Origin of the sequence: Collinsella sp. TF07-1, from assembly GCF_003437235.1 — a bacterium.
GTDB lineage: Bacteria > Actinomycetota > Coriobacteriia > Coriobacteriales > Coriobacteriaceae > Collinsella.
The window spans coordinates 97,685-119,147 of record NZ_QSRV01000004.1 but is presented as its reverse complement, the minus strand read 5'-3'; the positions used below and the strand labels follow the sequence as shown (position 1 = coordinate 119,147).

Annotated in this window: 20 protein-coding genes; 2 read left to right on the top strand and 18 right to left on the bottom strand. The window is 58.4% G+C overall.

The window, feature by feature from the left end; translation table 11 throughout:
• Positions 1-184: 184 nt before the first annotated feature.
• Genes dut through DXC67_RS02885 form a run of 3 tightly spaced genes read right to left on the bottom strand, consistent with a single transcriptional unit; the run spans position 185 to position 1,577 of the window.
• Positions 185-628: a dUTP diphosphatase gene (gene dut / locus DXC67_RS02895; protein WP_117637271.1), complete on the bottom strand. Its 444-nt coding sequence runs from the start codon at positions 626-628 to the stop codon at positions 185-187.
• A 4-nt stretch (positions 629-632) separates the two neighbouring features.
• Entirely contained in the window at positions 633-1,076 is a 444-nt protein-coding gene (gene nrdR, locus DXC67_RS02890) for a transcriptional regulator NrdR (RefSeq protein WP_022093781.1), read from the bottom strand.
• A 51-nt stretch (positions 1,077-1,127) separates the two neighbouring features.
• Positions 1,128-1,577: a LysM peptidoglycan-binding domain-containing protein gene (locus DXC67_RS02885; protein WP_158549288.1), complete on the bottom strand. Its 450-nt coding sequence runs from the start codon at positions 1,575-1,577 to the stop codon at positions 1,128-1,130.
• A gap of 163 nt (positions 1,578-1,740) precedes the next feature.
• Here DXC67_RS02885 and lexA point away from each other — a divergent pair, with 163 nt between their 5' ends.
• On the top strand, positions 1,741-2,385 hold the full coding sequence (lexA, locus tag DXC67_RS02880) for a transcriptional repressor LexA (RefSeq protein WP_040359862.1): 645 nt from the start codon (positions 1,741-1,743) through the stop codon (positions 2,383-2,385).
• On the top strand, positions 2,385-3,089 hold the full coding sequence (locus tag DXC67_RS02875) for a heparan-alpha-glucosaminide N-acetyltransferase (protein ID WP_117637269.1): 705 nt from the start codon (positions 2,385-2,387) through the stop codon (positions 3,087-3,089). Before lexA ends, DXC67_RS02875 begins: the two co-directional genes overlap by 1 nt.
• On the opposite strand, the gene hflX is transcribed toward DXC67_RS02875, so the two are convergent.
• The 15 genes from hflX to DXC67_RS02800 form a co-directional block, all read right to left on the bottom strand.
• On the bottom strand, positions 3,074-4,363 hold the full coding sequence (gene hflX / locus DXC67_RS02870) for a GTPase HflX (protein WP_117637268.1): 1,290 nt from the start codon (positions 4,361-4,363) through the stop codon (positions 3,074-3,076). The two genes, DXC67_RS02875 and hflX, sit on opposite strands and share 16 nt — an antisense overlap.
• On the bottom strand, positions 4,363-5,301 hold the full coding sequence (gene miaA, locus DXC67_RS02865) for a tRNA (adenosine(37)-N6)-dimethylallyltransferase MiaA (RefSeq protein WP_117637267.1): 939 nt from the start codon (positions 5,299-5,301) through the stop codon (positions 4,363-4,365). Before miaA ends, hflX begins: the two co-directional genes overlap by 1 nt.
• Positions 5,301-6,671 carry a tRNA (N6-isopentenyl adenosine(37)-C2)-methylthiotransferase MiaB gene (gene miaB, locus DXC67_RS02860; RefSeq protein WP_117637266.1) on the bottom strand — a complete coding sequence of 457 codons (1,371 nt, stop codon included), beginning with the start codon at positions 6,669-6,671 and terminating at the stop codon, positions 5,301-5,303. Before miaB ends, miaA begins: the two co-directional genes overlap by 1 nt.
• Before the next feature lie 45 nt (positions 6,672-6,716).
• The gene (locus DXC67_RS02855; protein WP_006235982.1) at positions 6,717-7,034 is read right to left on the bottom strand and encodes a stage V sporulation protein S; all 318 of its coding nucleotides are present in this window, start codon (positions 7,032-7,034) and stop codon (positions 6,717-6,719) included.
• A gap of 74 nt (positions 7,035-7,108) precedes the next feature.
• Positions 7,109-8,194, bottom strand: a complete 1,086-nt coding sequence (locus DXC67_RS02850) for an ATP-binding protein (protein ID WP_117583191.1) — start codon at positions 8,192-8,194, stop codon at positions 7,109-7,111.
• A gap of 1 nt (position 8,195) precedes the next feature.
• The gene (gene rny / locus DXC67_RS02845; RefSeq protein WP_117637265.1) at positions 8,196-9,746 is read right to left on the bottom strand and encodes a ribonuclease Y; all 1,551 of its coding nucleotides are present in this window, start codon (positions 9,744-9,746) and stop codon (positions 8,196-8,198) included.
• Positions 9,747-10,003: 257 nt separating this feature from the next.
• Positions 10,004-10,696, bottom strand: a complete 693-nt coding sequence (locus tag DXC67_RS02840) for a regulatory protein RecX (RefSeq protein ID WP_117637264.1) — start codon at positions 10,694-10,696, stop codon at positions 10,004-10,006.
• Positions 10,697-10,707: 11 nt separating this feature from the next.
• Positions 10,708-11,856: a recombinase RecA gene (recA, locus tag DXC67_RS02835; RefSeq protein ID WP_099431786.1), complete on the bottom strand. Its 1,149-nt coding sequence runs from the start codon at positions 11,854-11,856 to the stop codon at positions 10,708-10,710.
• A 257-nt stretch (positions 11,857-12,113) separates the two neighbouring features.
• Entirely contained in the window at positions 12,114-12,644 is a 531-nt protein-coding gene (locus DXC67_RS02830; protein ID WP_055250088.1) for a CinA family protein, read from the bottom strand.
• 12 nt (positions 12,645-12,656) lie between these two features.
• Positions 12,657-13,205, bottom strand: a complete 549-nt coding sequence (pgsA, locus tag DXC67_RS02825) for a CDP-diacylglycerol--glycerol-3-phosphate 3-phosphatidyltransferase (protein WP_233502347.1) — start codon at positions 13,203-13,205, stop codon at positions 12,657-12,659.
• 99 nt (positions 13,206-13,304) lie between these two features.
• Positions 13,305-14,654: a 30S ribosomal protein S12 methylthiotransferase RimO gene (gene rimO, locus DXC67_RS02820; RefSeq protein WP_117637263.1), complete on the bottom strand. Its 1,350-nt coding sequence runs from the start codon at positions 14,652-14,654 to the stop codon at positions 13,305-13,307.
• Between the two features lie 27 nt (positions 14,655-14,681).
• Complete coding sequence (locus DXC67_RS02815) at positions 14,682-15,179, bottom strand: YajQ family cyclic di-GMP-binding protein (protein WP_117637262.1); 498 nt, start codon at positions 15,177-15,179, stop codon at positions 14,682-14,684.
• A gap of 26 nt (positions 15,180-15,205) precedes the next feature.
• Positions 15,206-16,717 carry a RodZ family helix-turn-helix domain-containing protein gene (locus tag DXC67_RS02810; protein WP_055250079.1) on the bottom strand — a complete coding sequence of 504 codons (1,512 nt, stop codon included), beginning with the start codon at positions 16,715-16,717 and terminating at the stop codon, positions 15,206-15,208.
• Complete coding sequence (locus DXC67_RS02805; protein ID WP_233503140.1) at positions 16,717-19,494, bottom strand: DNA translocase FtsK; 2,778 nt, start codon at positions 19,492-19,494, stop codon at positions 16,717-16,719. The genes DXC67_RS02810 and DXC67_RS02805 overlap by 1 nt, the downstream gene beginning before the upstream one ends.
• 1 nt (position 19,495) lies before the next feature.
• A complete protein-coding gene (locus tag DXC67_RS02800) occupies positions 19,496-21,166 on the bottom strand; it encodes a ribonuclease J (protein ID WP_022094702.1) in 1,671 nt (556 codons plus the stop codon).
• Positions 21,167-21,463: the final 297 nt, after the last annotated feature.

Here is a 21,463-nt window from a genome sequence, read left to right as displayed (position 1 = left end):
AAAGGAGGCGACCCTTCATCGCATCGACTTACCAGAAAAGTAAATATTGTTTCAAGCGAGTAGCCGCCCGCCCGGGGCTTACCTATATCGTTCCACGCGCAGTTTCGCAGCGAGCGAAGCGACGCGAGAATGTTTGAGCATGGAATGATATAGGTAAGCCCCGGGCGGGAGGGATACGAGCACCCTAGGCGATGCCGCTGGAGCCGAAGCCTCCGTTGCCTCGGTCGGTTTCGTCTAGTTCTTCTACCTCTATGAGGTTGACCGTGGGGACTTCTTGGATGACGAGTTGGGCTATACGGTCGCCTTTGTTGATTTGGATGCTGTTCGTGGGGTCTAGGTTAATGAGGATGACCTTGAGTTCTCCTCGGTAGTGGGCGTCGATGAGGCCCGGCGTATTGACTATAGACAGGCCCTGCTTGATGGCCAAGCCGCTGCGGGGCTGGACGAAGCCGGCGTAGCCATCGGGCAGGGCGATGGCCAGCCCCGTAGAGACCAGACGGCGTTCGAAGGGCTTCAGGACGCAGTCCTCGTTGGAGCGCAAATCCAAGCCGGCATCAGTGGGATGGGCGTATTTGGGAAGCTCAACGGTGGGATCGAGACGCTTTATGTTGACGGTAATGTTGGACATGGAATCACCTTAGCTTGTCGAGCTCTTGCAGAAACTCATCGACGTCTTTGAAATCGCGGTAGACCGAGGCAAAGCGGATGTACGCCACCTTGTCAATCTTGGCCAAGCGCTTGAGCACCATGTCACCCAACTCATGGGACGTGACGGCCGTCAGCGTGCGAGAGCGCAACTCGACCTCGATGTCGTCGATAATCTCATTGAGCTTCTTAGTGTCGATATCGCGCTTGATGGTGGCTCGCATCAAGCCGACGAGCAGCTTATTGCGATCAAACCGCTGCTTGGTTCCGTCTGACTTAATGACCTCGATTGGGTCTTCGCATCGCTCGAACGTTGTAAAGCGGTAGTTACACGAGCAACATTCGCGACGGCGCTTAATGGTGTTATTTGACTCCTGCATACGGGAATCAACGACGCGGGTATGTGCCTTGCCGCATTTGGGACAGCGCATGGTACCTCCTCTTAAACGATAACAAGGGTACCATGCGCAGCGCGATAATGATTACGAACGAGCAGGAACCTTAAGATGCGCACCGGCGGCGAGCGAACCATGCTCCAGATGATTGACGTTACGGATCATGTCGGAAGTCTCTTGCGTGGAAAGGCCTTCGATTGGATATTCCTCGGCAAGCGACCAAAGAGAATCGCCAGTCTGAACGCGAATGGTCTCGTAAGTAATGTTGGAAACGGACTCGGCATACGCGGCGTGACGAGCGCTAAAGACCGAAGTAGCGAGGACAAAGAAGAGCGTAAGCGCAACGGCGACGGCGACAATCGTCGGAACCTTCAGGGCAACGCGGGCCGGCGCGACTACAGCCTGCTGATTGCGAGCAGGCTTTACGGTCAAAGGTTGAATGCCGGAGCGGCCACCCTGAACAACCGTAAAAGTGGGTTCTGCAGGCGTCTCGAGCTTAAGGGCGAGGTTTCCCTGGACCATATTCGTTGCGTTCATCATGTTCTCCTCTCGCGTGTTTTGCTGAGAACAGTTTTATCAAGCCGCGCGGACAAAAATGTCTAGCGCGAGAACGAATGTTCGGTTATTATTATCTTCGAACAGTTGTTCCTGTCAAGCAAAATTCGAACATTTGTTTGACATGGGTAGAGAGGATGCCCTGATGGCTCGCAAAATTACCAAGCGTCAGCAGCAAATTTACGACTTCATCAAGGAATATCAGCAGGAGAAGGGTTATCCGCCCAGCGTGCGCGAGATGGCTTCTGCCGTGGGCCTTTCCTCCCCCAGCACCGTGCACGCCCATCTCTCTGCCCTGGAGGCGCGCGGGCTACTCAAGCGCGATGCCACCAAACCGCGCGCCCTGGAACTCTTTAACGAGGATGGTTCCTCTGTCTCAATTTCTAAATCTGACGAGCCCACCGCACCTCGCGGAACGGTCTCGCTACCGCTCGTTGGTCGCGTCGCGGCTGGGATTCCCATTCTGGCCGAGCAGAATATCGAAGACACGTTTACTATCCCGACCGAAATCGCCACTGATCAGGGTTCCTTTATCCTTGAGGTGCATGGGAGCTCAATGATCAATGTCGGCATCTTCAATGGCGATTACATCATCGTCCGTGAACAAAAGAGTGCCATGAACGGCGAAATTGTCGTGGCCATGATTGATGGTTCGGCGACCGTCAAGACGTTCTACAAGGAGCAGGGGCGTGTGCGCTTGCAGCCCGAGAACGACACCATGGAACCTATCTATGCAACGAATCCCGTTATCCTGGGCAAAGTCGTCGGCTTGATGCGCCGGTTCTCGTAATGCAAAAACGCATAACCATCTTTGATACCGTCCGCGGGTTTACGATGATTTCTATGGCAGGTTTTCACGCTTGCTATGATCTCGCCTACCTGTACGGCTGGGATATGCCTTGGTTTACCCAGACTGTCTTTCAAGACGTCTGGCGCGCCAGCATCAGCTGGGTATTTTTGTTTATCGCGGGTTGGATGTGCACTCTTTCGCGCAACAATATCAAACGTGCCGCCAAATACGCCTTAGCAGCACTCGTTGTCTGGTTGGCAACAACACTTGTCTCATTCGACGATTCGGTTAATTTTGGCATCATCTACTGCATGGCCGCATGCACCGGCATCGTGGCGTTGACCGATCCCGTCCTTAAGAAGATAACGGCGAGATGGGGCATGCCCCTATGCCTTGCGTTGTTCGCCCTCACCTGGAGCATCCCCAAAACGATCTACCCTGTCCCCTACCTGGCGTGGCTAGGATTTCCGAGCCCTGGGTTTGTCTCAGGTGATTACTACCCCATCATCCCGTTTATCTTTATGTATCTTGCAGGATACTTCGCCGCACACATAGCGAAGAGTATCGATAAGACCGTCCCTAGCTGGGCCTACGCCAACCCCCTGCCGGCGCTCGCCAGCCTTGGACGTCACGCTCTCCCCTTTTATCTGCTGCATCAGCCCATCATTCTGGGCATTTTGGAGATCGTCTACTCGGTGCGATAACGCTCGAGCCGCGGTGCAATACGAGCCGGCAGTTTCGCCACAATGCGAACGCCGTCCTCGAGATATTCCTCATGCAGAAGGGTTCCCTGCTCATGCACCAGCGTGATGAGAGCGCCCTCACGATACGGGATATCAGCGGAGAGCAACACATCGGTGGCAGCTGCCTCGCGAGCAATCTGGTCGACGAGATCGTTGAGCCCCTCGCCCGTTTGGGCCGAGAACAGAACGGCCTCCGGATAGCGACGACGGAAACTCAATCGATCGACGCTATCGATAAGATCGATTTTATTGAATACGGTAAGCGTTAAACGCTCTCCGGCGCCGATCTCATCAAGCACGCGGTCGACAGCCTCCAGCTGCCGCTCATAGTCCTCGTCAGACGTATCTACGACTTTGAGAATAAGATCGGCACCCAAAACCTCGGACAGCGTCGATTTAAAGGCATCGACCAGACCATGGGGCAGCTTTTGAATAAAGCCGACGGTATCGGTAATCGTCATGCCGCGACCGCCGGGCAGACGATACGAACGCGTCGTAGGGTCGAGCGTAGCAAACAGCTTGTCCTGCGAAAGTACCGTAGAGCCGGTCAGACGATTGAGTAACGTCGATTTACCGGCATTGGTATAACCGGCTAACGCGACGCGAAACGCCGGGGACTCAATGCGACTCTTGGATTGAACATCGCGACGCTGTTCAACCTGCTTGAGCTCACGACGAAGCGCAGCGATCTTATTACGAATAAGGCGACGGTCGACCTCGAGCTGACTTTCGCCCTGACCAAAACGTGAGCCGATGCCGCCGCGCGTCTGCTCCTTGGCGAGATGGCTCCACATGCCACGCAGGCGAGGCAACAAATATTGAAGCTGTGCCAGCTGTACCTGCAGGCGTCCCTCACGCGTCTGAGCATGCAGGCCAAAGATATCCAGGATCAGTGCTGTACGATCGATAATCTTTACCGGCTCGCCCACAGCTTTCTCCAAATAGGATTGCTGCGAGGGCGTCAGGTCGTCGTCAAAAATAACGACATCGGCATCCATGCGATGCACCAGGCCGCACAGCTCTTCTACCTTGCCGGAACCGATAAACGATTTAGGATACGACTTTACCAAACGCTGCGACAAGCGTGCCACGCACTGAGCACCAGCTGTGTGGGCAAGACGCTCCAGCTCATCAAGCGAGCGATCGAGCGGCCATGCATTGTCGCGCCACTCAACACCAACTAAAATGGCACGCTCGGGCTCGGGTGCCGTGGGAACAAGGGGGAAACGGGCCATTAGGCAGCCTCAATACGATGCAGGATATCCTCAACGACCTCATCGATCGTACATTCATCCATATCAAACCACACGATACGGTCATCGCGCTTAAACCACGAAAGCTGACGCTTGGCATAACGACGCGAACGCATCTTAATGAGTTCGCGAGCCTCATCCATGCTCATCACGCCATTGAAAGCATCAATGATCTCTTTATAGCCAATTGCCTGCATCGACGTCAGGGCATCTCCCAGCCCCTGGCCCATAAGACCGCGGACCTCATCGACAAGACCCTGCTCAAACATCAGATCGACGCGCTGGTTAATGCGCTCGTAGAGCACCTCGCGATTACGCGTCAGACCAAACCATAGGGCATGATAATGCTCGTGCGGAACACTAAACTGCGACTTTTGCTGCGCATAGGAGACGCCATCATCATGCATCTCGAGCGCACGAATCACACGGCGCACGTTATGGGGATGAATAACAGCAGCCGATTCTGGATCGCGCTCGGCAAGCAAGGCATGCAGTTCTTCCTCGCCAATACGCTCGGCAAGCTCCTGATAGCCCGCACGACGATCGTCCTCAAGTTCACCCGAGGGAAAGTCCATCTCATCGAGGGCGGCCTTGAGATACAGCCCCGTACCTCCGCAAAAAACCGGCAGGCAACCCGAACCAAGGAGACGTTCAACATGCGCGCGAGCGTCGGCCTGATAAAGCGCAGCAGAATATGCCACACCCGGCTCTACAATGTCAACGAGACGCAGCGGCGCCGTGCACTCATCGGGCGCCATCTTTGCGGTACCGATGTCCATGCCGCGATAGATTTGCATCGCATCGCACGACAGCACTTCGGACGAAAGACGAGCTGCCAAACGGTCGGCAACATCACTCTTACCAACCGCCGTCGGACCGACGATCGCAACGGCGGAAAGACCTGCCCCGGGAGCAACCATTAGCGCGGCTCGCCCACAACGGAGCCGGACAAATACCAGGTCTTGGCAATGTAAACGTCAACATCAACGATCTTGCCAACAAGCTGATCGATACTGTACCCCTCGGGGATAGGCGCATGCACGGTCTGATTCTTGGGACTCTTGCCCAGCAGGACCGCGTCGTTCTTTTTACTCGTTCCCTCAATGAGCGCCGGAACCACAGTATGAAGCTCACCCTGGTTATACTCGTGTGCCGTGGTCTCGATAACCTTAACCAGGCGGTTGAAACGCTCAAGAATAACCTCATGCGGCGTAGGATCGTCAATCTCGGCGGCCGGGGTACCGGCACGCTTGGAATAGATGAAGGTATAGGCCTGAGCATAGCGGACCGTCTCAGCAAGCGAGAGCGTCTGCTCAAAGTCTTCTTCAGTCTCGCCCGGGAAGCCAACGATAATGTCGGTCGAGAGCGCGATATCGGGCATGCGGTTGCGAATGCGATCGACCAGGCCCAGATAGTCCTCGCGTGTATAACGGCGATTCATCTCTTTGAGGATCCGCGTCGAACCTGACTGGACGGCCAGGTGAAGCTGCGGCATAACGGCAGGCGTCTCGGCCATGGCGTCGATGGTCTCGGGCAGCAGATCCTTGGGATGCGAAGACGTAAAGAAGATGCGCTCCACGCCCGTATCGCCCACGGCACGCAGCAAATCGGCAAAACGCGGCTTGCCAAACAGATCGCGACCATATGAGTTAACGTTTTGGCCCAACAGCGTAATCTCACGCACGCCCTGGCGTACCAAACCGGTCACCTCGTCGACAATCTCCTCGAAGGGGCGGCTCTTTTCGCGACCACGCACGTACGGCACGATGCAATAGGTGCAAAAATTATTGCAGCCTGTCATGATGGGCACCCAGGCGTGATACTGGGTCTCGCGATGCCACGGCATGCTCATGGCATCCGTATCCTCATGCTCATTGGTACGGATATGACGCTTGCCATCAAGGAACGCCTCGGCAATGAGCTCGGCCACATGTGCAATGGAATGCGTGCCAAAGATGACATTGACGTTATCGACGTTAGTGAGCAGGCCCTCGCCATCGCGCTGCGCGATGCAACCGCCAACGGCAACCACGCGCTTGCCCGAAGGCGAAGGCGGCAGGCTTTTGCAGGAATTACACTGACCGTACAGGCGAGTATCGGCGGCCTCGCGCACGCAGCACGTCATGAAGACAACGATATCGGCATGCGCGGGATCGAGCGCCATAAGGCAGCCATACGAATCAAGCAGACCGCTCACACGCTCGGAGTCGTGCTGATTCATCTGGCAGCCAAAGGTGCGGATAAAGTAGGTTTTACCGGCAAGAATATCGCGTACGGAACGCTGGTCCATGTGCATAAGTCCTAACGATGGGGAGCGAAACAAGGCAAGCAGAAGCTATGCCACAGGCTTAACATCATCCATGACGACGTTATCCATAGCAGCTCGATTGATCTGGTGAACGTAGATAGAAAGGCGGATGGCCGTGCGCGACTCCCCGTTAATGAGGATGTCGGAGAACACGGGCGCGCAGGAAATATCAAAACCGGTTGGAATCAAAAAACCGCGCGCGATAGCAACGGCCTTAATAGCCTGGTTGACGGCACCGGCGCCGACACACTGGATGTTGACGGGTACACCATCCTTGACCATGCCGGCGATGGCGCCGGCAACGGACGCGGGCGATGATTTGCTTGATACCTTCAGGCAATCCATGAAGAAACTCCTGCATTTAAAAGTACGTTTTAACTGCAATAACTGTATCGTACCGAGTGGACTCGGTAAAGGCACTATTCCTCTTTGGCAAGATCAAAGGTCACGGTGATTCGATCACGCGAAACACGAATCTTTGGGTCGCCGCAAAGGTTGAGATAGTACCGGGTGGCAAGGTCATTAAAGTCGCGTTCCACAGCGCGCGAAAACTGTGCCATGTCATCCTTGGCAATACGTAGCCCGCGACGATCCTTCGCGAGATCGACAGGAGCCGGCGCATGCGAGGACGAATCACGCTCGCGCAGCAGACGCGCGGTCACACCGCGAACGGGCTTAATCTGCCCTGCCAAAATGCGATGGGCCGTGCGCTCGGACATCTCAAGACCCAAACCCGAACAAATACGGATAAAGTCCTCGGCATCAGAAGCAAGGCCTAAACGATCGACAACCGGAAGCTCGCTCTCGTCATCAATGAACAGGAGACGAGACGTATCGAGCCGACTTGACGCTTGAGCATAAAGGGTCGCGGCAATCTCAGACGGAGAACCGAGATAGACATCGCAACCACGCAACTCCTCGAGCGCAAACTCACAAGCAGCGCGAATAATATTATGTGGACCGCGAGCGCAGACATAACGTCCGTCCTCATCCTTGACGGCCTGGGGCCAGCTGGACTGATCGGCACGCTCACTGAGGCGGTCGGCCGCAACGCTCACCTTGAAGGCTGAACCAAGATCGACGCCGGACGTGACCACACGGGCCTCGTCGGTGTTCTGCTTAATCGAAAACAATGCCATGCCACGACCGTGAACGCCCCAACGGTCCATCTTCATGCTCTCGAGCTTGGAGGTAACGCGGGCATCAAAGATTCGCTCTTGCATATCCTGCGGAACGCCAGAACCGTTATCCAGAAAGACAAGCGTGCGGACGCCATCTTCCTTGGTCGTGGCGAGATAGACCTTGTCGGCGCCGGCATCGCGAGCATTACGGAGCATTTCGATGACGATGTCCTCGACATGCTGAATGTCGTGCTTAGCCTGGCGCCGCTCGGCCTCCGAAACGCGGAGGCGGACATACCCCTCGCCAAGGTTCTCCTCGACGCGAAGGTTGCCCTCCCCCGACATCGACGCGATAAATGAGATGAGCTCGTTCGCGTCGCTCATGTTATTTAGCGATATCGACAGCGCGGCTCTCGCGAATCACGACGACGCGCACCTGACCGGGATACTCCATCTCTTCCTCGATCTGATGGGCGATATCGTGAGCCAGGACCGTGGACTGGGCATCGGAGATCTTGTCCGGCTGGACCATGACGTGGACCTCGCGACCGGCCTGCATGGCATAGGTACGTTCGACGCCGTCATGGGAGTTGGCGATCTCCTCGAGCTTCTCAAGACGCTTGATGTAGTTCTCGGCAGACTCGCGACGGGCACCGGGGCGAGAGGCAGAGACAGCATCGGCGGCCTGCACCAGGACATCGAGCACCGTGTTGGGGTCGACATCGGCATGGTGAGCCTCAATAGCGTGGACGATAACGGGCTTCTCGCCATAACGGCGGGCAAGCTCGGCGCCGATGACGGCATGCGGGCCCTCGACGTCGTGGTCGATTGCCTTGCCCAGGTCATGAAGCAGGCCGGCGCGCTTGGCGGTCACAACGTCCAGGCCAAGCTCGGAAGCCATCACGCCGCACAGATCAGAGACCTCGAGGGAATGCTGAAGCACGTTCTGACCAAACGAGGTACGGTAGCGCAGGGCACCAAGGGTCTTGACGATCTCGGGGTGCAGATCGTGGATGCCGGTATCGAAGGCAGCCTGCTCGCCAGCCTCGCGCACGCGCTGCTGAACCAGGTCGGCGGCCTTGTGATACATCTCCTCGATACGGGCAGGGTGAATGCGGCCGTCGGCGATGAGGTTCTCGAGGGCGACACGGGCGGTCTCACGACGGACCGGGTCGAAGCTCGAAAGAACGACGGTCTCGGGCGTGTCGTCGATCACGAGGTTGACGCCGGAAACCTGCTCGAAGGTCCGGATGTTGCGACCCTCGCGACCGATGATACGGCCCTTGAGGTCATCAGAGGGAATGTGCACGGAGGTAACGGTGACCTCGGCAGTGTGATCGGCAGCGCAGCGCTGAATCGCCAGAGACAGAATCTCCTGGGCGGTCTTGTGGCACTCGGCGCGAACCTGCTGCTCGGACTCGCGAATGATCGTGGCGGCCTCGTGGGTGACCTCGCCGCGAACCTTATCGAGGAGCTCCTTGTGGGCGTCCTCGCGGGTAAGGTCGGCGATACGCTCGAGCTCGGAGGTCTGCTTTGCGCAGAGCTCCTCGAGCTCACGGGAGCGCTTCTCGACCTGACCGGCCTGGCTGGACAGCTGATGCTCGCGCTTGTCGAGAGCGTCGTTGCGGCGATCGAGGGATTCCTCGCGCTGCATCACGCGGTTCTCGAGCGTACGAATCTCGTTCTTACGCTGCTTGTCCTCGGCCTCAGCGGCCTGCTTGTTCTTGATGATCTCCTCTTTAGCCTCGAGCAGAGCCTCTTTTTTGAGGGTCTCGGCCTGACGCTCAGCATCACCGATCAGGGACTCAGCCTGTGCGTGTGCCGACTGGATTTTTTCGTCGGCCTCGTGAAGACTACCCTGCTTGGCGGTGCGCATGTAGGCAATGGCGGCGATGGCACCCAAAACGATGCCAACGAGCGCTGCGATGATAGGCATGCTCACTCCTTTTTATGGATTCGTTACACAACAAAGCGAACCGTCCTTACGAACGGCTCGCGACATTTGAGTAATATGGGCGCAGCTTATGCGGGTCGGATACAGGTAAACATATAAACAAACTCATCACAGATGAGCACATATCACAAAGCAAATGACAGTGTTTATCGTACGTTGAACCACAACAACTGTCAAATAAATGGCCCCAGCACGGCGGCTAAAACGCGGTGAACGGCAGGGCCACAAAACGCATACGCCTAAACCGCACATTCCTCACGTTCGGCATCGAGACGTGCCTTAACGGCATCGGCGGCGATGTGATACGAGAAGCCCTTGCCCATCAAAAACCGAACCAGTTTTTCGAATCCGCGCGTCTCTGGAACACGCCGCTTGGCGAGCAGGGCTGACGCACGCGCCGAATCGTCTTCGACGGCAAAATAATCCTCGGGATAACCGGGAATGTCATCGAGCACGACATGACGGCGCTTGAGCTCGGTCTCGATTTTACGCTGTCCCCAACCGCGCCGCTTGCGTTCCTCGATAAAGTACGAGCAAAAGCGGTTCTCGTCTAAAAAGCGATACTCGGTGGCGCGCTCGACGGCGAAATCGATCGCGGGCTGGCGAAAGCCGTAGCGTGACAACTTGTCACGGACCTCACCCGTCGCATGGTCGCGTCGCGATAGCATCTCGGTCACCATGGTAAGTGCACATTTACGCTCGATGAGCTGCACCGCTTCACGAAAGTTATCCCAATCACAGGGAAGATCTGGGCGATTTTTGACATACAGGCGCGCGACCCGCACGGGAATCCAAATGGACCGCTCAAAACCGCCCTCAAGCTCACAATCGATATGTGCGCAAGGCTTTTTGGACGCATACCCGCTCGAGAACGAGGAGGCCGCCTTCTTATCGGGAAAGACGACCGTGGCCTCGGTCACCGTATACGACATGAGCGTAACCGCTACTCGTCGTCATCATCGAGCATGGCGGAACCATCGATGGCGTAAAGCTCGTCAAACTCCTCAGGCGCAGGCTGATCGGTCAGCTCGACCTCGGACGGAGCATCGTCATCAAACTCAAGCCCGCAGGCAAGGCGGACCTTATGCTCAATCTCGTCGGCGCAATCGGGGTGTTCGCGCAGGAACGCCTTGGCGGCCTCGCGACCGTTGCCGAGCTTGTCCTCGCCATAGGCAAACCAGGAGCCCATCTTCTTGCAAATGCCGCACTCGACAGCCATGTCCAGAATCGAGCCCTCCTTAGAGATGCCCGTACCGTACATGATGTCGAACTCAGCAGAACGGAACGGAGCTGCCACCTTGTTCTTAACGACCTTGGCGCGCACGCGGTTACCGATAACCTCATCCTTAAGCTTAATGCTGTCGATGCGGCGAATGTCGATACGCACCGAAGAGAAGAACTTAAGGGCGCGGCCGCCCGTCGTGGTCTCGGGGTTGCCGAACATGACGCCGATCTTCTCTCGCAGCTGGTTAATGAAGATGCATGTCGTGTTGGACTTGGACAGCGAGCCGGCGAGCTTGCGGAGCGCCTGACTCATCAGACGAGCTTGCAATCCGACCGTGGTATCGCCGATCTCTCCCTCGATCTCGGCACGCGGGGTCAGCGCGGCGACGGAGTCGACGACGATGGCATCGATGGCGCCGGAACGCACGAGCATGTCAACAATCTCGAGCGCCTGCTCACCCGTATCAGGCTGGGAAATCAGTACCTCGTCGATATCCACGCCAATGCGCGCGGCATACGTGGGATCGAGCGCGTGCTCGGCATCGATAAATGCTACCACGCCACCCATTGCCTGGGCTTCGGCCAGGATCTCGAGCGAAAGCGTCGTCTTACCGGAGGACTCAGGACCGTAAATCTCGACGATACGGCCGCGCGGCACACCGCCGATACCCAGAGCGGCATCGAGCGCCAGAGCACCCGTGGGGATGGCCTCGACCTCGAGCTCGGGGCCGCCGTCACCATACCTCATGATGGAACCTTGACCGAACTTCTTCTCGATCTCGGCCTTGGTGGTGGCGATCATCTCTTCGCGCTCTTTGCCCGTCGTGGGTGCATGGACGGTACGTACGGGACCTGAATTCTTGGCCATGAATAGCCCTCCTCTTAACAACCTGCATCGATAATAAACGAACGGCTGTTCGTGGTCAACCGTTCAGACCAATCATATGCAGGCAGTCTTTCCAAAACCCAACCAAACGCCGACCAAACACTGTCCAAATGCTTGACCACATAGGGCCAAATAAAAACAAGGAAGGAGATAATACACCTATGACCAGCACAAAAGCTAAATTCGTCAGAGGTCCCCATCTCCACAATTAAGGGGCCCTAAGGCCCCTTAAAACACGCCTATTCCATAGAGTTGAGCACAAGGGCAATGCGTCCCAATGCCTCCGTGACCGCATGGGCACGAACACACGAACGGTCGCCCTCATAGTGGCAACGCACAGAGTCCACGATCGGCACTTCCCCATCAGCCACGCGATACGCCCAGCCAATATAGAACGTGCCGGCGGGGTCTTGCTCGGTGCCACCACCGGGCCCAGCGTAGCCCGTTGCGCTCACGGCCACATCGCTCTGATAGAGGTCCAGCGAGCCCGCGGCCATCTCGCGCGCCGTCTGGTGCGACACGGCGCTAAACCGATCGAGCGTCTCCTGCTCAACACCCAGAACACGATGCTTGATCTCATCGCAATAGGTCACCGCACCGCCGCGCAGCACCGCCGAGGCGCCCGGGATATCGGCAATCGTCGAGGCGATCATACCCGCCGTCAGCGACTCAGCCGTAGAAACCGTCACGCCCCGAGCGCTCGCGCGCTCGACAATATCGCGCGCCAGCTCCTCGTTATGTGCGGAAATCTGCTCAAAAGAGTCCGCCATACCCACCAGGACCTAGACCGAGAAGACGATCTTGCGGCAGTTCCAGAAGTACTGGGCGCCCGAGATAACGGTCAGGACAACGGCAACAGCGTACAGGAAGCGTGAAACGCCATAGACACCGAGCAACAGCTCCGCAGGCCCCAACTGGAGGCCGGTCATCGCAAAAACGCACAGGTAGCCGCAGATGGAGACCATCGTGGTCGCCGTCTTGTACTTGCCGAGCTTATCGGCGGCAATGACCACACCGGCCGCACTCGCGACCATGCGAAGGGCGCTCACCAACAGCTCGCGGAACAAGATAATGAACACGGACCACACGGTCACCGCGCCAAAATCGAGGAACAGCAGCAGGGCCGAGAACACGAGTAGCTTGTCGGCGATGGGGTCCAAAAACTTACCGAAGTCGGTGATCTCGTTGCGCGAGCGCGCCAGATAGCCGTCGACCTTATCGGTGCACGACAGGATAACGTACAGAATAAAGGCGGCGGCGGCGAGCGGGCCGTCGAAGGTGCTCCAGTCCGTACCGGCAACGCTCGTGTGAGACAGCGCCGACACGATCATGAACACCGGGATAAAGACGATGCGAACGCACGTCACGATGTTGGCGGGCGTCCAAACACTCGTCAGTTCCTTATTGCTCTCGTTTGCCACGACGCTCTCCTACTCCACAACATGTCCGATAAGCTCATAGCAGAAGCTATCGGTAAACTCGACGGTCAGAATATCACCCACGGACGCCTCGCTGGCGTCCAGATGCACCGCGCCATCGGAATCGGGCGCCTGGAACCAGGCATGGCCGATCAGCTCGGCGCCGTCCTCGGTTTCTTCGATACCGTCGACGATCACCTGGGCGCGCTCGCCCACATGTGCGGCGGTGGCGGCAAAACCGAGCGACTCAGCCAGGTCCATGGCCTCCTGGGCGCGCTCGAGCTTGACCTCTTCGTCGACCTGACCCTCCATCTTAGCGGCCAGGCTGCCCTCCTCCTGCGAGTAGGCAAAGACGCTCGTGTAGTCAAAGCCGACGGTGTCCATAAAGTCGATAAGGTCGCGGAACTCGTCGTCGGTCTCGGTCGGGAAGCCGACCATGGCCGTGGAACGGATCACGATGCCGGGGATACGCTCACGCAGATCGCGGAACAGGTCCTCGAGCTCCTGGCGCGAACCAGAACGGCGCATAGCCTTGAGAATGCGCGCGTCGCAGTGCTGCACGGGGATATCGATATAGGGAAGCACCTCGGGCGTATCGCGAATCGTCTCGATGAGCTCATCGGTCATGCCCTCGGGCTGCAGGTAGAGCACGCGGACCCAGACGTTCTGCGGGCGCACGGCCTCGGCGACGGCACGCAGCAGCTGCGCCAGATTGCGCGGCGAGCCCTCGGCGACGTCCTCATCCGCAAAGTCGGTGCCCCAGATGCCCGTGTCCTGGCCGATCAGCACGATCTCGCGCACGCCACCGGCAACCAGGTCGCGCACCTCAGAAATAATGCTCTCGGCATTGCGCGAGTGATAACGACCGCGAATATAGGGGATCATGCAGAAGCTGCAAAAACGATTGCAGCCATCGGAAATCTTGACGTAGGCAACGGCACCCTCGACGGTACGCTTGACCTGAGGGATATAGGCCGCGATCTCACGCTCGACACCCAGCACGCCATCGATGACTGCCACGATGCCGTCTTCCTCGTCGGCCTTCACAAAGGCAGCGACCTCGGGCAGCTCGTCAGGCAGGTCGTCGCCATAGCGCGACGGCACACAGCCGCACATGACGATGGGGCAAGAACGAACGCCGTCCTGCACCTCGTTGGCGAGCTCGAGCGTGGTCTCGATGCTCTCGGACGTTGCGGAGGCGAGGAACGAGCACGTATTGACGATGGCGATATCGGCCTCCTGCGGGTCGAATGCCTCCTCGTAGCCTGCGGCGGTCAAAAGAGAACGCATGCGGTCGGTATCGACCTCGTTCTTGGCGCACCCGAGGGTGATGTAGAGCACGGAGCCCAACGGTGTATCCATGTTGGAGAGCGGTCCTTTCGAATGATATTAGCGGTAGTTGGTGAACTGCAGCGGCTGGCCGTAGTCCTGGTCGCGCAGGAACTGAATCACGGTCTGCAACGCGTCCTTCGAAGCAGAGGAAACACGCAGCTTGTCAGCTTCGATGGTCACCTTGACCTTGAGCTTTTGGTCCTTGATGTCCTTGTTGATCTTCTTGGCGGTCGCCTGGTCGATACCCTCGACGATATGGCCGAGCACGCGCACGGTGCCGCCCGATGCCGCCTGCGGAGCATCCCACGAAACAGCCTTGAGGTCGATGCCGCGCTTGATGAGCTTGGAGCTCAGGACATCGATGATCTGCTTGGAGACAAAGTCGGCCGGGGCGTTGATCGTAAAGAGCTTGTCGCCCTTCGAAAGCTCAATCGTGGCGCCGGAATCCTTCAGGTCATAGCGCTGGGAAATCTCGCGCGTGGTCTGCTGGAAGGCGTTGTCGACCTCTTGCATATCGACCTCGGACACGACGTCGAAGCTGGAATCTTTAGCCATGATGTTTCCTTTCGCGTACGAGCGGCTTAATAGCTATCGTACGAATAGTCGGTAGAATCGGTGGGCGTCTGACCGTCAGTTGCGGCATCGGCGCCATCCGTGGACTGGGCATCGGTGCCGTCGGTGGTATCGGTACCGTCGGTGGTGTCGGCACCATCAGAACTTTCACCATTCTCGGAATAGGTCGTCTCCTTCTTGGGAACGGTGATCGTCACACGCGCCACGCCCGAAGTCTTGGTATCGTAACGGACCTTTTCGCCATTCTTGGTAACGGTGACATCGGAAGGCTTGGACGTGGTGATCTCGATCGAGGACTCGGGCGTGTACTCCTGCTCAAAGGGGCCAGTCGCCTGGGCGCCATAGACCGACTTTCCGTCGACCTTGACCTCAATCCACGCGGTCTTTCCCTTGGCAACGGAGACCTTGACCTTCGTTGCCTCGTTCTCTTCCTTTTTAGCCGTCGTCTTGGTGGCGTCCGAACCGGTCGACTCATCCGTCGCCTCATCGGTGTCTTCGTCCTCGTCGACCGTTTCGGTCTTCTTAGAAGACTTCTTGGTCGTCGTCTTGGTAGCAGCAGGCGTCTCGGGCGTGGTTTCGGGCGTCGAAGATGCGCAGCCGCGCAGAAGTACCACGATGAGCACGATCAGCAGCAACGCCACGGCACCGATGCCAGCGTAGACGATACGCGGATCGAGCCCGTTGTTTTGAGGAGTACGAGATCCGCCGCGTCCACGACTGGAACTGCTGCGGCCACCTCCCTGAGGCATACGACCACGATTGCTATCGGAACGGCCACGATAGCCACCCTGGCCCTGAAGGCCGCGCTGACCCGAGCGGGGCGCAAGTTCACCGCGGCCTTGATAGCCACGCTGGCCCGCACGCGGAGCCGAAGAGCGCTGGCCATACGGCTGTGGTTGAGAGCGAAGACGCGGCGTCACCTGCGTGGTATCGGCGTCCGCATAGCCACTGCGAGAGCGTCCGGTGGAGATACCACGGTGACCGCGATCGGAATAGCCGCCGTCGCCGTAGCCGGCACGAGGGTCACGCGCCACGCCGCGGGCAGCGGGAAGTGCACGGTCCTCGGGCATCGGCGTACTGCGGAACCGGTCACGCTGCGAGCGAATCTCCTCGCCCGAACCCGTCTCGGTAATATAACCGGCCTGCTGAGGACGCTGTCCATAGCGGGTCGAACGACCGCCCTGAACCATCAGGAAGCGCCCGTTATCGACTGAGGAACGCGAATTGACGTAGCCGGCGGCGTCCTGAAAACGACCGCCCTGCTGCGACGTCTCGCGCTCGTATGCCATCAGCTCGTCAAAGTAGGCATTGACGACCTCGCGCGGATTGAGGCCCAAAAAGCGAGCATAGCTCGAAATCATGCCCTGCGCATAGCCGCGCGGCGGCATCGAAGCAAAGTTACCGGTCTCGAAAAACTCGATGATCTGCGGCCTGATTTTGATGGTGTTGGCGACCTGCTGAATGGAAAGGCCCATTCGGCGACGCTGCTCGAGCAGCATGTCACCAAAGCGTGCAGCCATCAGAATCCTCCAAACTCACGATCTTCACGTGCCATCTCGGCGTCGACAGATTCCAGCGCGGCAAGCCCCTCCTCGTCCAACAGGACCTCGCGCGGCTTGGAACCGTCGGGCGGGCCGACGACACCCTTTTCTTCCAGCATGTCCATAATACGCCCGGCACGCGCATAGCCAACCTTCAGACGACGTTGCAGGCCAGATGTGGAGCCAAGCTGCGATTCCACCACAATATGGGCGGCTTCCCAAATGAGCGGATCATCGTCTTGCGGCTCGGCTACTCCGGTGCGGACAATGCCGCCGCCACCCGCCATGGACATGGAAGCGGGCGCCACGGCAGACAGGATCTCCTCGTGGTAGTCTGGCTCACTCTGCGACTTGACGAACTCGACAATCTCGTTGATCTCATCATCCGAGACAAAGCAGCCCTGGATACGGCGGGGCTTGCCCCAGTCGACCTTGGAGAACAACATGTCGCCCAAACCGGTGAGCTTCTCGGCGCCCATCTGGTCGATGATGACGCGCGAGTCGATGCCCGTGGCGACGTTAAAGGCGATGCGGTTGGTGATGTTGGCCTTGATGAGGCCCGTCACCACGTTGGAGCTGGGGCGCTGCGTGGCAACGATAAGATGAATACCGGCGGCACGGCCCAGCTGTGCAATACGCACGATCGAGGCCTCGACATCCTTACCGGCGACCATCATCAGGTCAGAGAGCTCGTCAATGATAATGACAAGGTAGGGCATCTTTTGCGGCGGATTGTCGTAATGCTCAAACTCGCCAGCAGCCTGCTTTTCGTTGTAGGTCGAGATCTTACGCACGTTGAGACGCTCGAAGACCTTCAGGCGACGCTCCATCTCGGACACAGCCCATTGCAGAGCGCTCGCGGCCTGCTTGGGCTCGGTCACCACGGGCACATAGAGATGCGGCAGACCGTTATAGCCCGCAAGCTCGACGCGCTTGGGGTCGACCATGATCAGGCGAACGTCCTCGGGAAGGGCGCGCATGAGCAATGTCGTGATGATGGAATTGATCATCACCGACTTACCAGAACCGGTCGTACCGGCAATCAACAGGTGAGGCATCTTGGCGAGGTCGGCGACAACCGGCGTGCCCTCGGCGTCGCGGCCGATGGCGAGCTCGAGCGGACCGCCCTTCACATAGGGCAGCACGTCGCCCAGATTGACGTTCTGGCGCTTGCGGTTGGGAATCTCGATGCCCACGAGCGAGGTGCCGGGGATCGGGGCAAAGATACGCACCGACTGGGCAGCGAGCGAAAGCGCGATATCGTCCTCGAGGCTCGAAATTTTGCTCACACGCTCGCCCTCACCGGGCTGCAGTTTAAAGGTCGTCACCGTGGGGCCGGCGATCCAGCCGACCACGCGGGCACTGCGGCCAAACTCAAGCAAGGTGGATTGCAGTGACTCAGCGGTCTGCTCCAGCTCCTTGTCCGAAGACGCGGCGGAAGCCGACTGCGGGTTGGCATGCAGGATTTCGAGCGGCGGAAGCTTGAGTCCGTCCTCTTCTTCGCCCTCGTTATCTGCGGCGCCGTCGTCCACTCCCCCATCACGAGCCGCAGCCGATTCGATAGCACTCGTGGCAGGCGCACCGGCAACCTTGGGATGCTTCAGGAAGTCGGGAATCTGAGGTGCGGCCGAGACGGGATTCACGACAAACGGCGGCTCGGACTCGTCGATCTTATCGGAGTCGTCTTCCATCGAAAGCTGGCCGGTTACCTGGCCGCGCTTTGCATGGCGACGCGGCAGCAAAGTTGTCTTTGCGGTCTCAATCGGACCCTCGTCGTCCTCGTCATCGCCCTCGGTGAGCTCAATCTCGCTATCGGACCAAGACGGGTCGGGCTCACTCGTATTGAGCTTAGGCGCAGCCTTGCCCTTCTTGACATGGCGACGCGGCAGCAGCGTGGTCTTGGCCCGCTCGGCTTCAACCGACTCGGATACGTCGACAAACGGGTCATCGTCCTCGTTGTCATCCAAAACCGGGTCGACATCGCCACCCATGACCGTGGTCACCGCGGCGTCAGTCCCCTTCTGGCGCAGAATGCTCAGGTGCGGACGAGCGACGCCGGGAACAGACAGGGCCTCTTCATCGCCCCACGGGCTGGCGTTGACATCGGCACGACGGCGTTCGGCAAAATCTGCCGCACGATCGCGTGCGGAGCGCAAAACGCCACCCACCGAAAAGCCGATAATGACCAAACCAACGACGACAAGCCCCAGCAAGACAACCATGGCGATAGGTTTACCCAGGGCGTTTTGCAAGGCACTTGCGATAAAGGCGCCAATGTAGCCGCCCGACACGGAAAGGTTCTGCGGCGTAAACATAAGGTCGCACGAATCGCTCGTGCCCGGCACCATCAGCGAAAGAATGGAGACGACGGCGATAAAGACCACGGCGCCGCCCGCGACAGAGCGCACGTTGAGCGGCGAGTCCTCACCCAAAAAGAGCGTGGCGGCAAACAGCAAGATGACGATCGGCAGCACGTAGGCGCCCAGGCCAAAGCCCAGGTGGTAGAAACCGGCAACCGCAGCCGTCACGGGCGCTGTTGCCGGAGAGATCACGGCAATGAAGGACGCGATCGCCAAAACGGCGATGACCACACCGGCGATATCGCGATTGGCCGAAGGCTCGACCAAGGGCTCAAAATCGTCGAAGTCTGCCTCATGGCCCTTATTGGCACGCAGATGGGAACCGGCACCCTTAGCAGATGCCGGTTGGTTGTTGGCTTTATTGCCTTTGGCGTTTTGTGCAGATCCGCGCGCCAAACTAAACCTCCATGACGACCGGGATGATCATCGGACGGGTACGCGTACGGCTCCAAATGAAGTTGGAGAGCGAATCGCGCACGGCCTTGCGAATGGCATCGGAGCCGCTGCTGGTAAAGCTGAACTTGCCCTTCTCGATCGTCTTCATAATGGATGCGGAGGCATCCTCGGAGAACTGGTCGTCGATGGCAAACGAGACGCCGCGACCCGAGAACTCGATAGCCTCGATCTTCTTGTGCTTGAGCGAGACGATAGCAACGGCCGTGACCATACCGTCATTGGCGAGCTTCTGGCGATCGCGCAGGACGATGGGGTCGGTATCGCCGATACGCAGGCCGTCGACGTAGACGACGCCGGACTCGACGGGCGTACCACGCTTGACGATACCGCCGCGCATCTCGAGCGTGTCACCGTTATCGAGGATAAAGATATGATCGTCCTTGAGACCCATCTTGCGGGCCAGCTGAGCATGGGCGCGCAGATGCACGGCCTCACCGTGAACCGGCATAAAGTACGTGGGCTTGGCCATGGCCATCAGGAGCTTGAGCTCCTCCTGGCTACCGTGACCCGAGACGTGGACGAGAGCGCGGTTCTTATCCCACACATCGCAGCCGAGCTTGGCCAGGCTGTTGACGACCTGCTGGACGGCTTTCTCATTGCCGGGAACAGGAGTTGCCGAGAGGATAACGGTATCGCCCTCGTGGATGGAGAGCGTCTTGTGCTCGCCATTGGCCATGCGGGACAGGGCCGACAGCGGCTCTCCCTGCGAGCCAGTGCACATGACGACGATCTTGTCGTCGGGCAGGTTATCAATGTCGAAGGCATCGATGATATCGGCATCATCGATGTTGAGATAACCGAGCTCGCGCGCCACGCGGGTGTTCGTGAGCATGGAGCGACCGGTCACAACGACCTTACGGCCGCACTTGCGGGCGGCGTCACAGATCTGCTGCAGACGATGGATGTGGCTCGAGAACGACGCGACGAACACGCGGCCCGGAGCATTCTTGATGGCATGCAGCAGATTGGGGCCAACCTCGGCCTCGGACTTGGTAAAGCCGGGAACCGTGGCGTTGGTAGAGTCGGAAAGCAGCAGGTCGATGCCCTGCTTGGCAAAGCGGCTGATAGCGGCATAGTCGGGCGTGACACCATCGATGGGCGTCTGGTCAAGCTTAAAGTCGCCCGTGTGCATGACGGTGCCCTGATTGGTGCGGATGAACACGCCCAGAGCGCCGGGGATGGAGTGCGTCATCGAGAAGAAGTCGAGCGAGATGCCGCCGAGGTTGACATGGCTGCCGCCCTTGACCTCGCGGAACTTGGGTGCGCGGATGCGAAACTCAGAGAGCTTGCCCTCGATGAAGCCGAGCGTCAGCTTGCTCGAGAAGATGGGCACCTTGTTGTTGAGGTCCTGCAGCAGGTACGGAAGCGAACCAGTGTGGTCCTCGTGGCCGTGGGTGACGACGATACCGCGGAGCTTCTCCTCATTCTCCAAAACATAGGTGTAGTCGGGAAGCACCAGGTCGATACCGGGCTGGGAATCGTCGGGGAACATGAGACCGGCGTCGACGAGCACCATGTCGTCGCCGCACTCGAAGACCGTCATGTTCTTGCCGATGCCGTCAAGGCCGCCGAGCGGAATGATCTTCAAGGGAGATGATTTTTTAGCTGCCATAGGTTAGTGTGGTTTCCTTTCTTCGAAACGGGTCTGGAGCAACCGGCGGGGCGCTTCTGGCAAACCGACCGCCGGGAACGTACAAACATGCATCGCAGAGTCGATGCAATAACCACAGTATGATACCCATTTGCCCACCAACAGACCACCCATGCATCAAAGCCCCATCCAAACCGGTCTATCCCGCCGGTTTGGATGGGGCGGGCACTGATGAAGTTTCCTGCTCTACAGTCCTGCTCACGACGGAGGCCACATTAAGTGGCCTCCTGTTCGTGCGGAACTCGCGATAAAGTTCAT

Bases quoted from the DNA above. Each gene is read 5' to 3' on its own strand.
- hflX (WP_117637268.1), bottom strand. From the start codon at position 4,363: ATGGCCCGTTTCCCCCTTGTTCCCACGGCACCCGAGCCCGAGCGTGCC.
- rny (WP_117637265.1), bottom strand. From the start codon at position 9,746: ATGCCTATCATCGCAGCGCTCGTTGGCATCGTTTTGGGTGCCATCGCC.
- DXC67_RS02855 (WP_006235982.1), bottom strand. From the start codon at position 7,034: ATGGATTGCCTGAAGGTATCAAGCAAATCATCGCCCGCGTCCGTTGCC.
- DXC67_RS02840 (WP_117637264.1), bottom strand. From the start codon at position 10,696: ATGTCGTATACGGTGACCGAGGCCACGGTCGTCTTTCCCGATAAGAAG.
- recA (WP_099431786.1), bottom strand. From the start codon at position 11,856: ATGGCCAAGAATTCAGGTCCCGTACGTACCGTCCATGCACCCACGACG.
- dut (WP_117637271.1), bottom strand. From the start codon at position 628: ATGTCCAACATTACCGTCAACATAAAGCGTCTCGATCCCACCGTTGAG.
- rimO (WP_117637263.1), bottom strand. From the start codon at position 14,654: ATGGATACACCGTTGGGCTCCGTGCTCTACATCACCCTCGGGTGCGCC.
- DXC67_RS02810 (WP_055250079.1), bottom strand. From the start codon at position 16,717: ATGGCTGCACGCTTTGGTGACATGCTGCTCGAGCAGCGTCGCCGAATG.
- DXC67_RS02885 (WP_158549288.1), bottom strand. From the start codon at position 1,577: ATGAACGCAACGAATATGGTCCAGGGAAACCTCGCCCTTAAGCTCGAG.
- pgsA (WP_233502347.1), bottom strand. From the start codon at position 13,205: ATGATCGTGTCGGCGCTGTCTCACACGAGCGTTGCCGGTACGGACTGG.
- miaA (WP_117637267.1), bottom strand. From the start codon at position 5,301: ATGGTTGCTCCCGGGGCAGGTCTTTCCGCCGTTGCGATCGTCGGTCCG.
- DXC67_RS02815 (WP_117637262.1), bottom strand. From the start codon at position 15,179: ATGGCTAAAGATTCCAGCTTCGACGTCGTGTCCGAGGTCGATATGCAA.
- nrdR (WP_022093781.1), bottom strand. From the start codon at position 1,076: ATGCGCTGTCCCAAATGCGGCAAGGCACATACCCGCGTCGTTGATTCC.
- lexA (WP_040359862.1), top strand. From the start codon at position 1,741: ATGGCTCGCAAAATTACCAAGCGTCAGCAGCAAATTTACGACTTCATC.
- DXC67_RS02850 (WP_117583191.1), bottom strand. From the start codon at position 8,194: ATGAGCGACGCGAACGAGCTCATCTCATTTATCGCGTCGATGTCGGGG.
- DXC67_RS02875 (WP_117637269.1), top strand. From the start codon at position 2,385: ATGCAAAAACGCATAACCATCTTTGATACCGTCCGCGGGTTTACGATG.
- DXC67_RS02830 (WP_055250088.1), bottom strand. From the start codon at position 12,644: ATGGCGGACTCTTTTGAGCAGATTTCCGCACATAACGAGGAGCTGGCG.
- miaB (WP_117637266.1), bottom strand. From the start codon at position 6,671: ATGGACCAGCGTTCCGTACGCGATATTCTTGCCGGTAAAACCTACTTT.
- DXC67_RS02800 (WP_022094702.1), bottom strand. From the start codon at position 21,166: ATGGCAGCTAAAAAATCATCTCCCTTGAAGATCATTCCGCTCGGCGGC.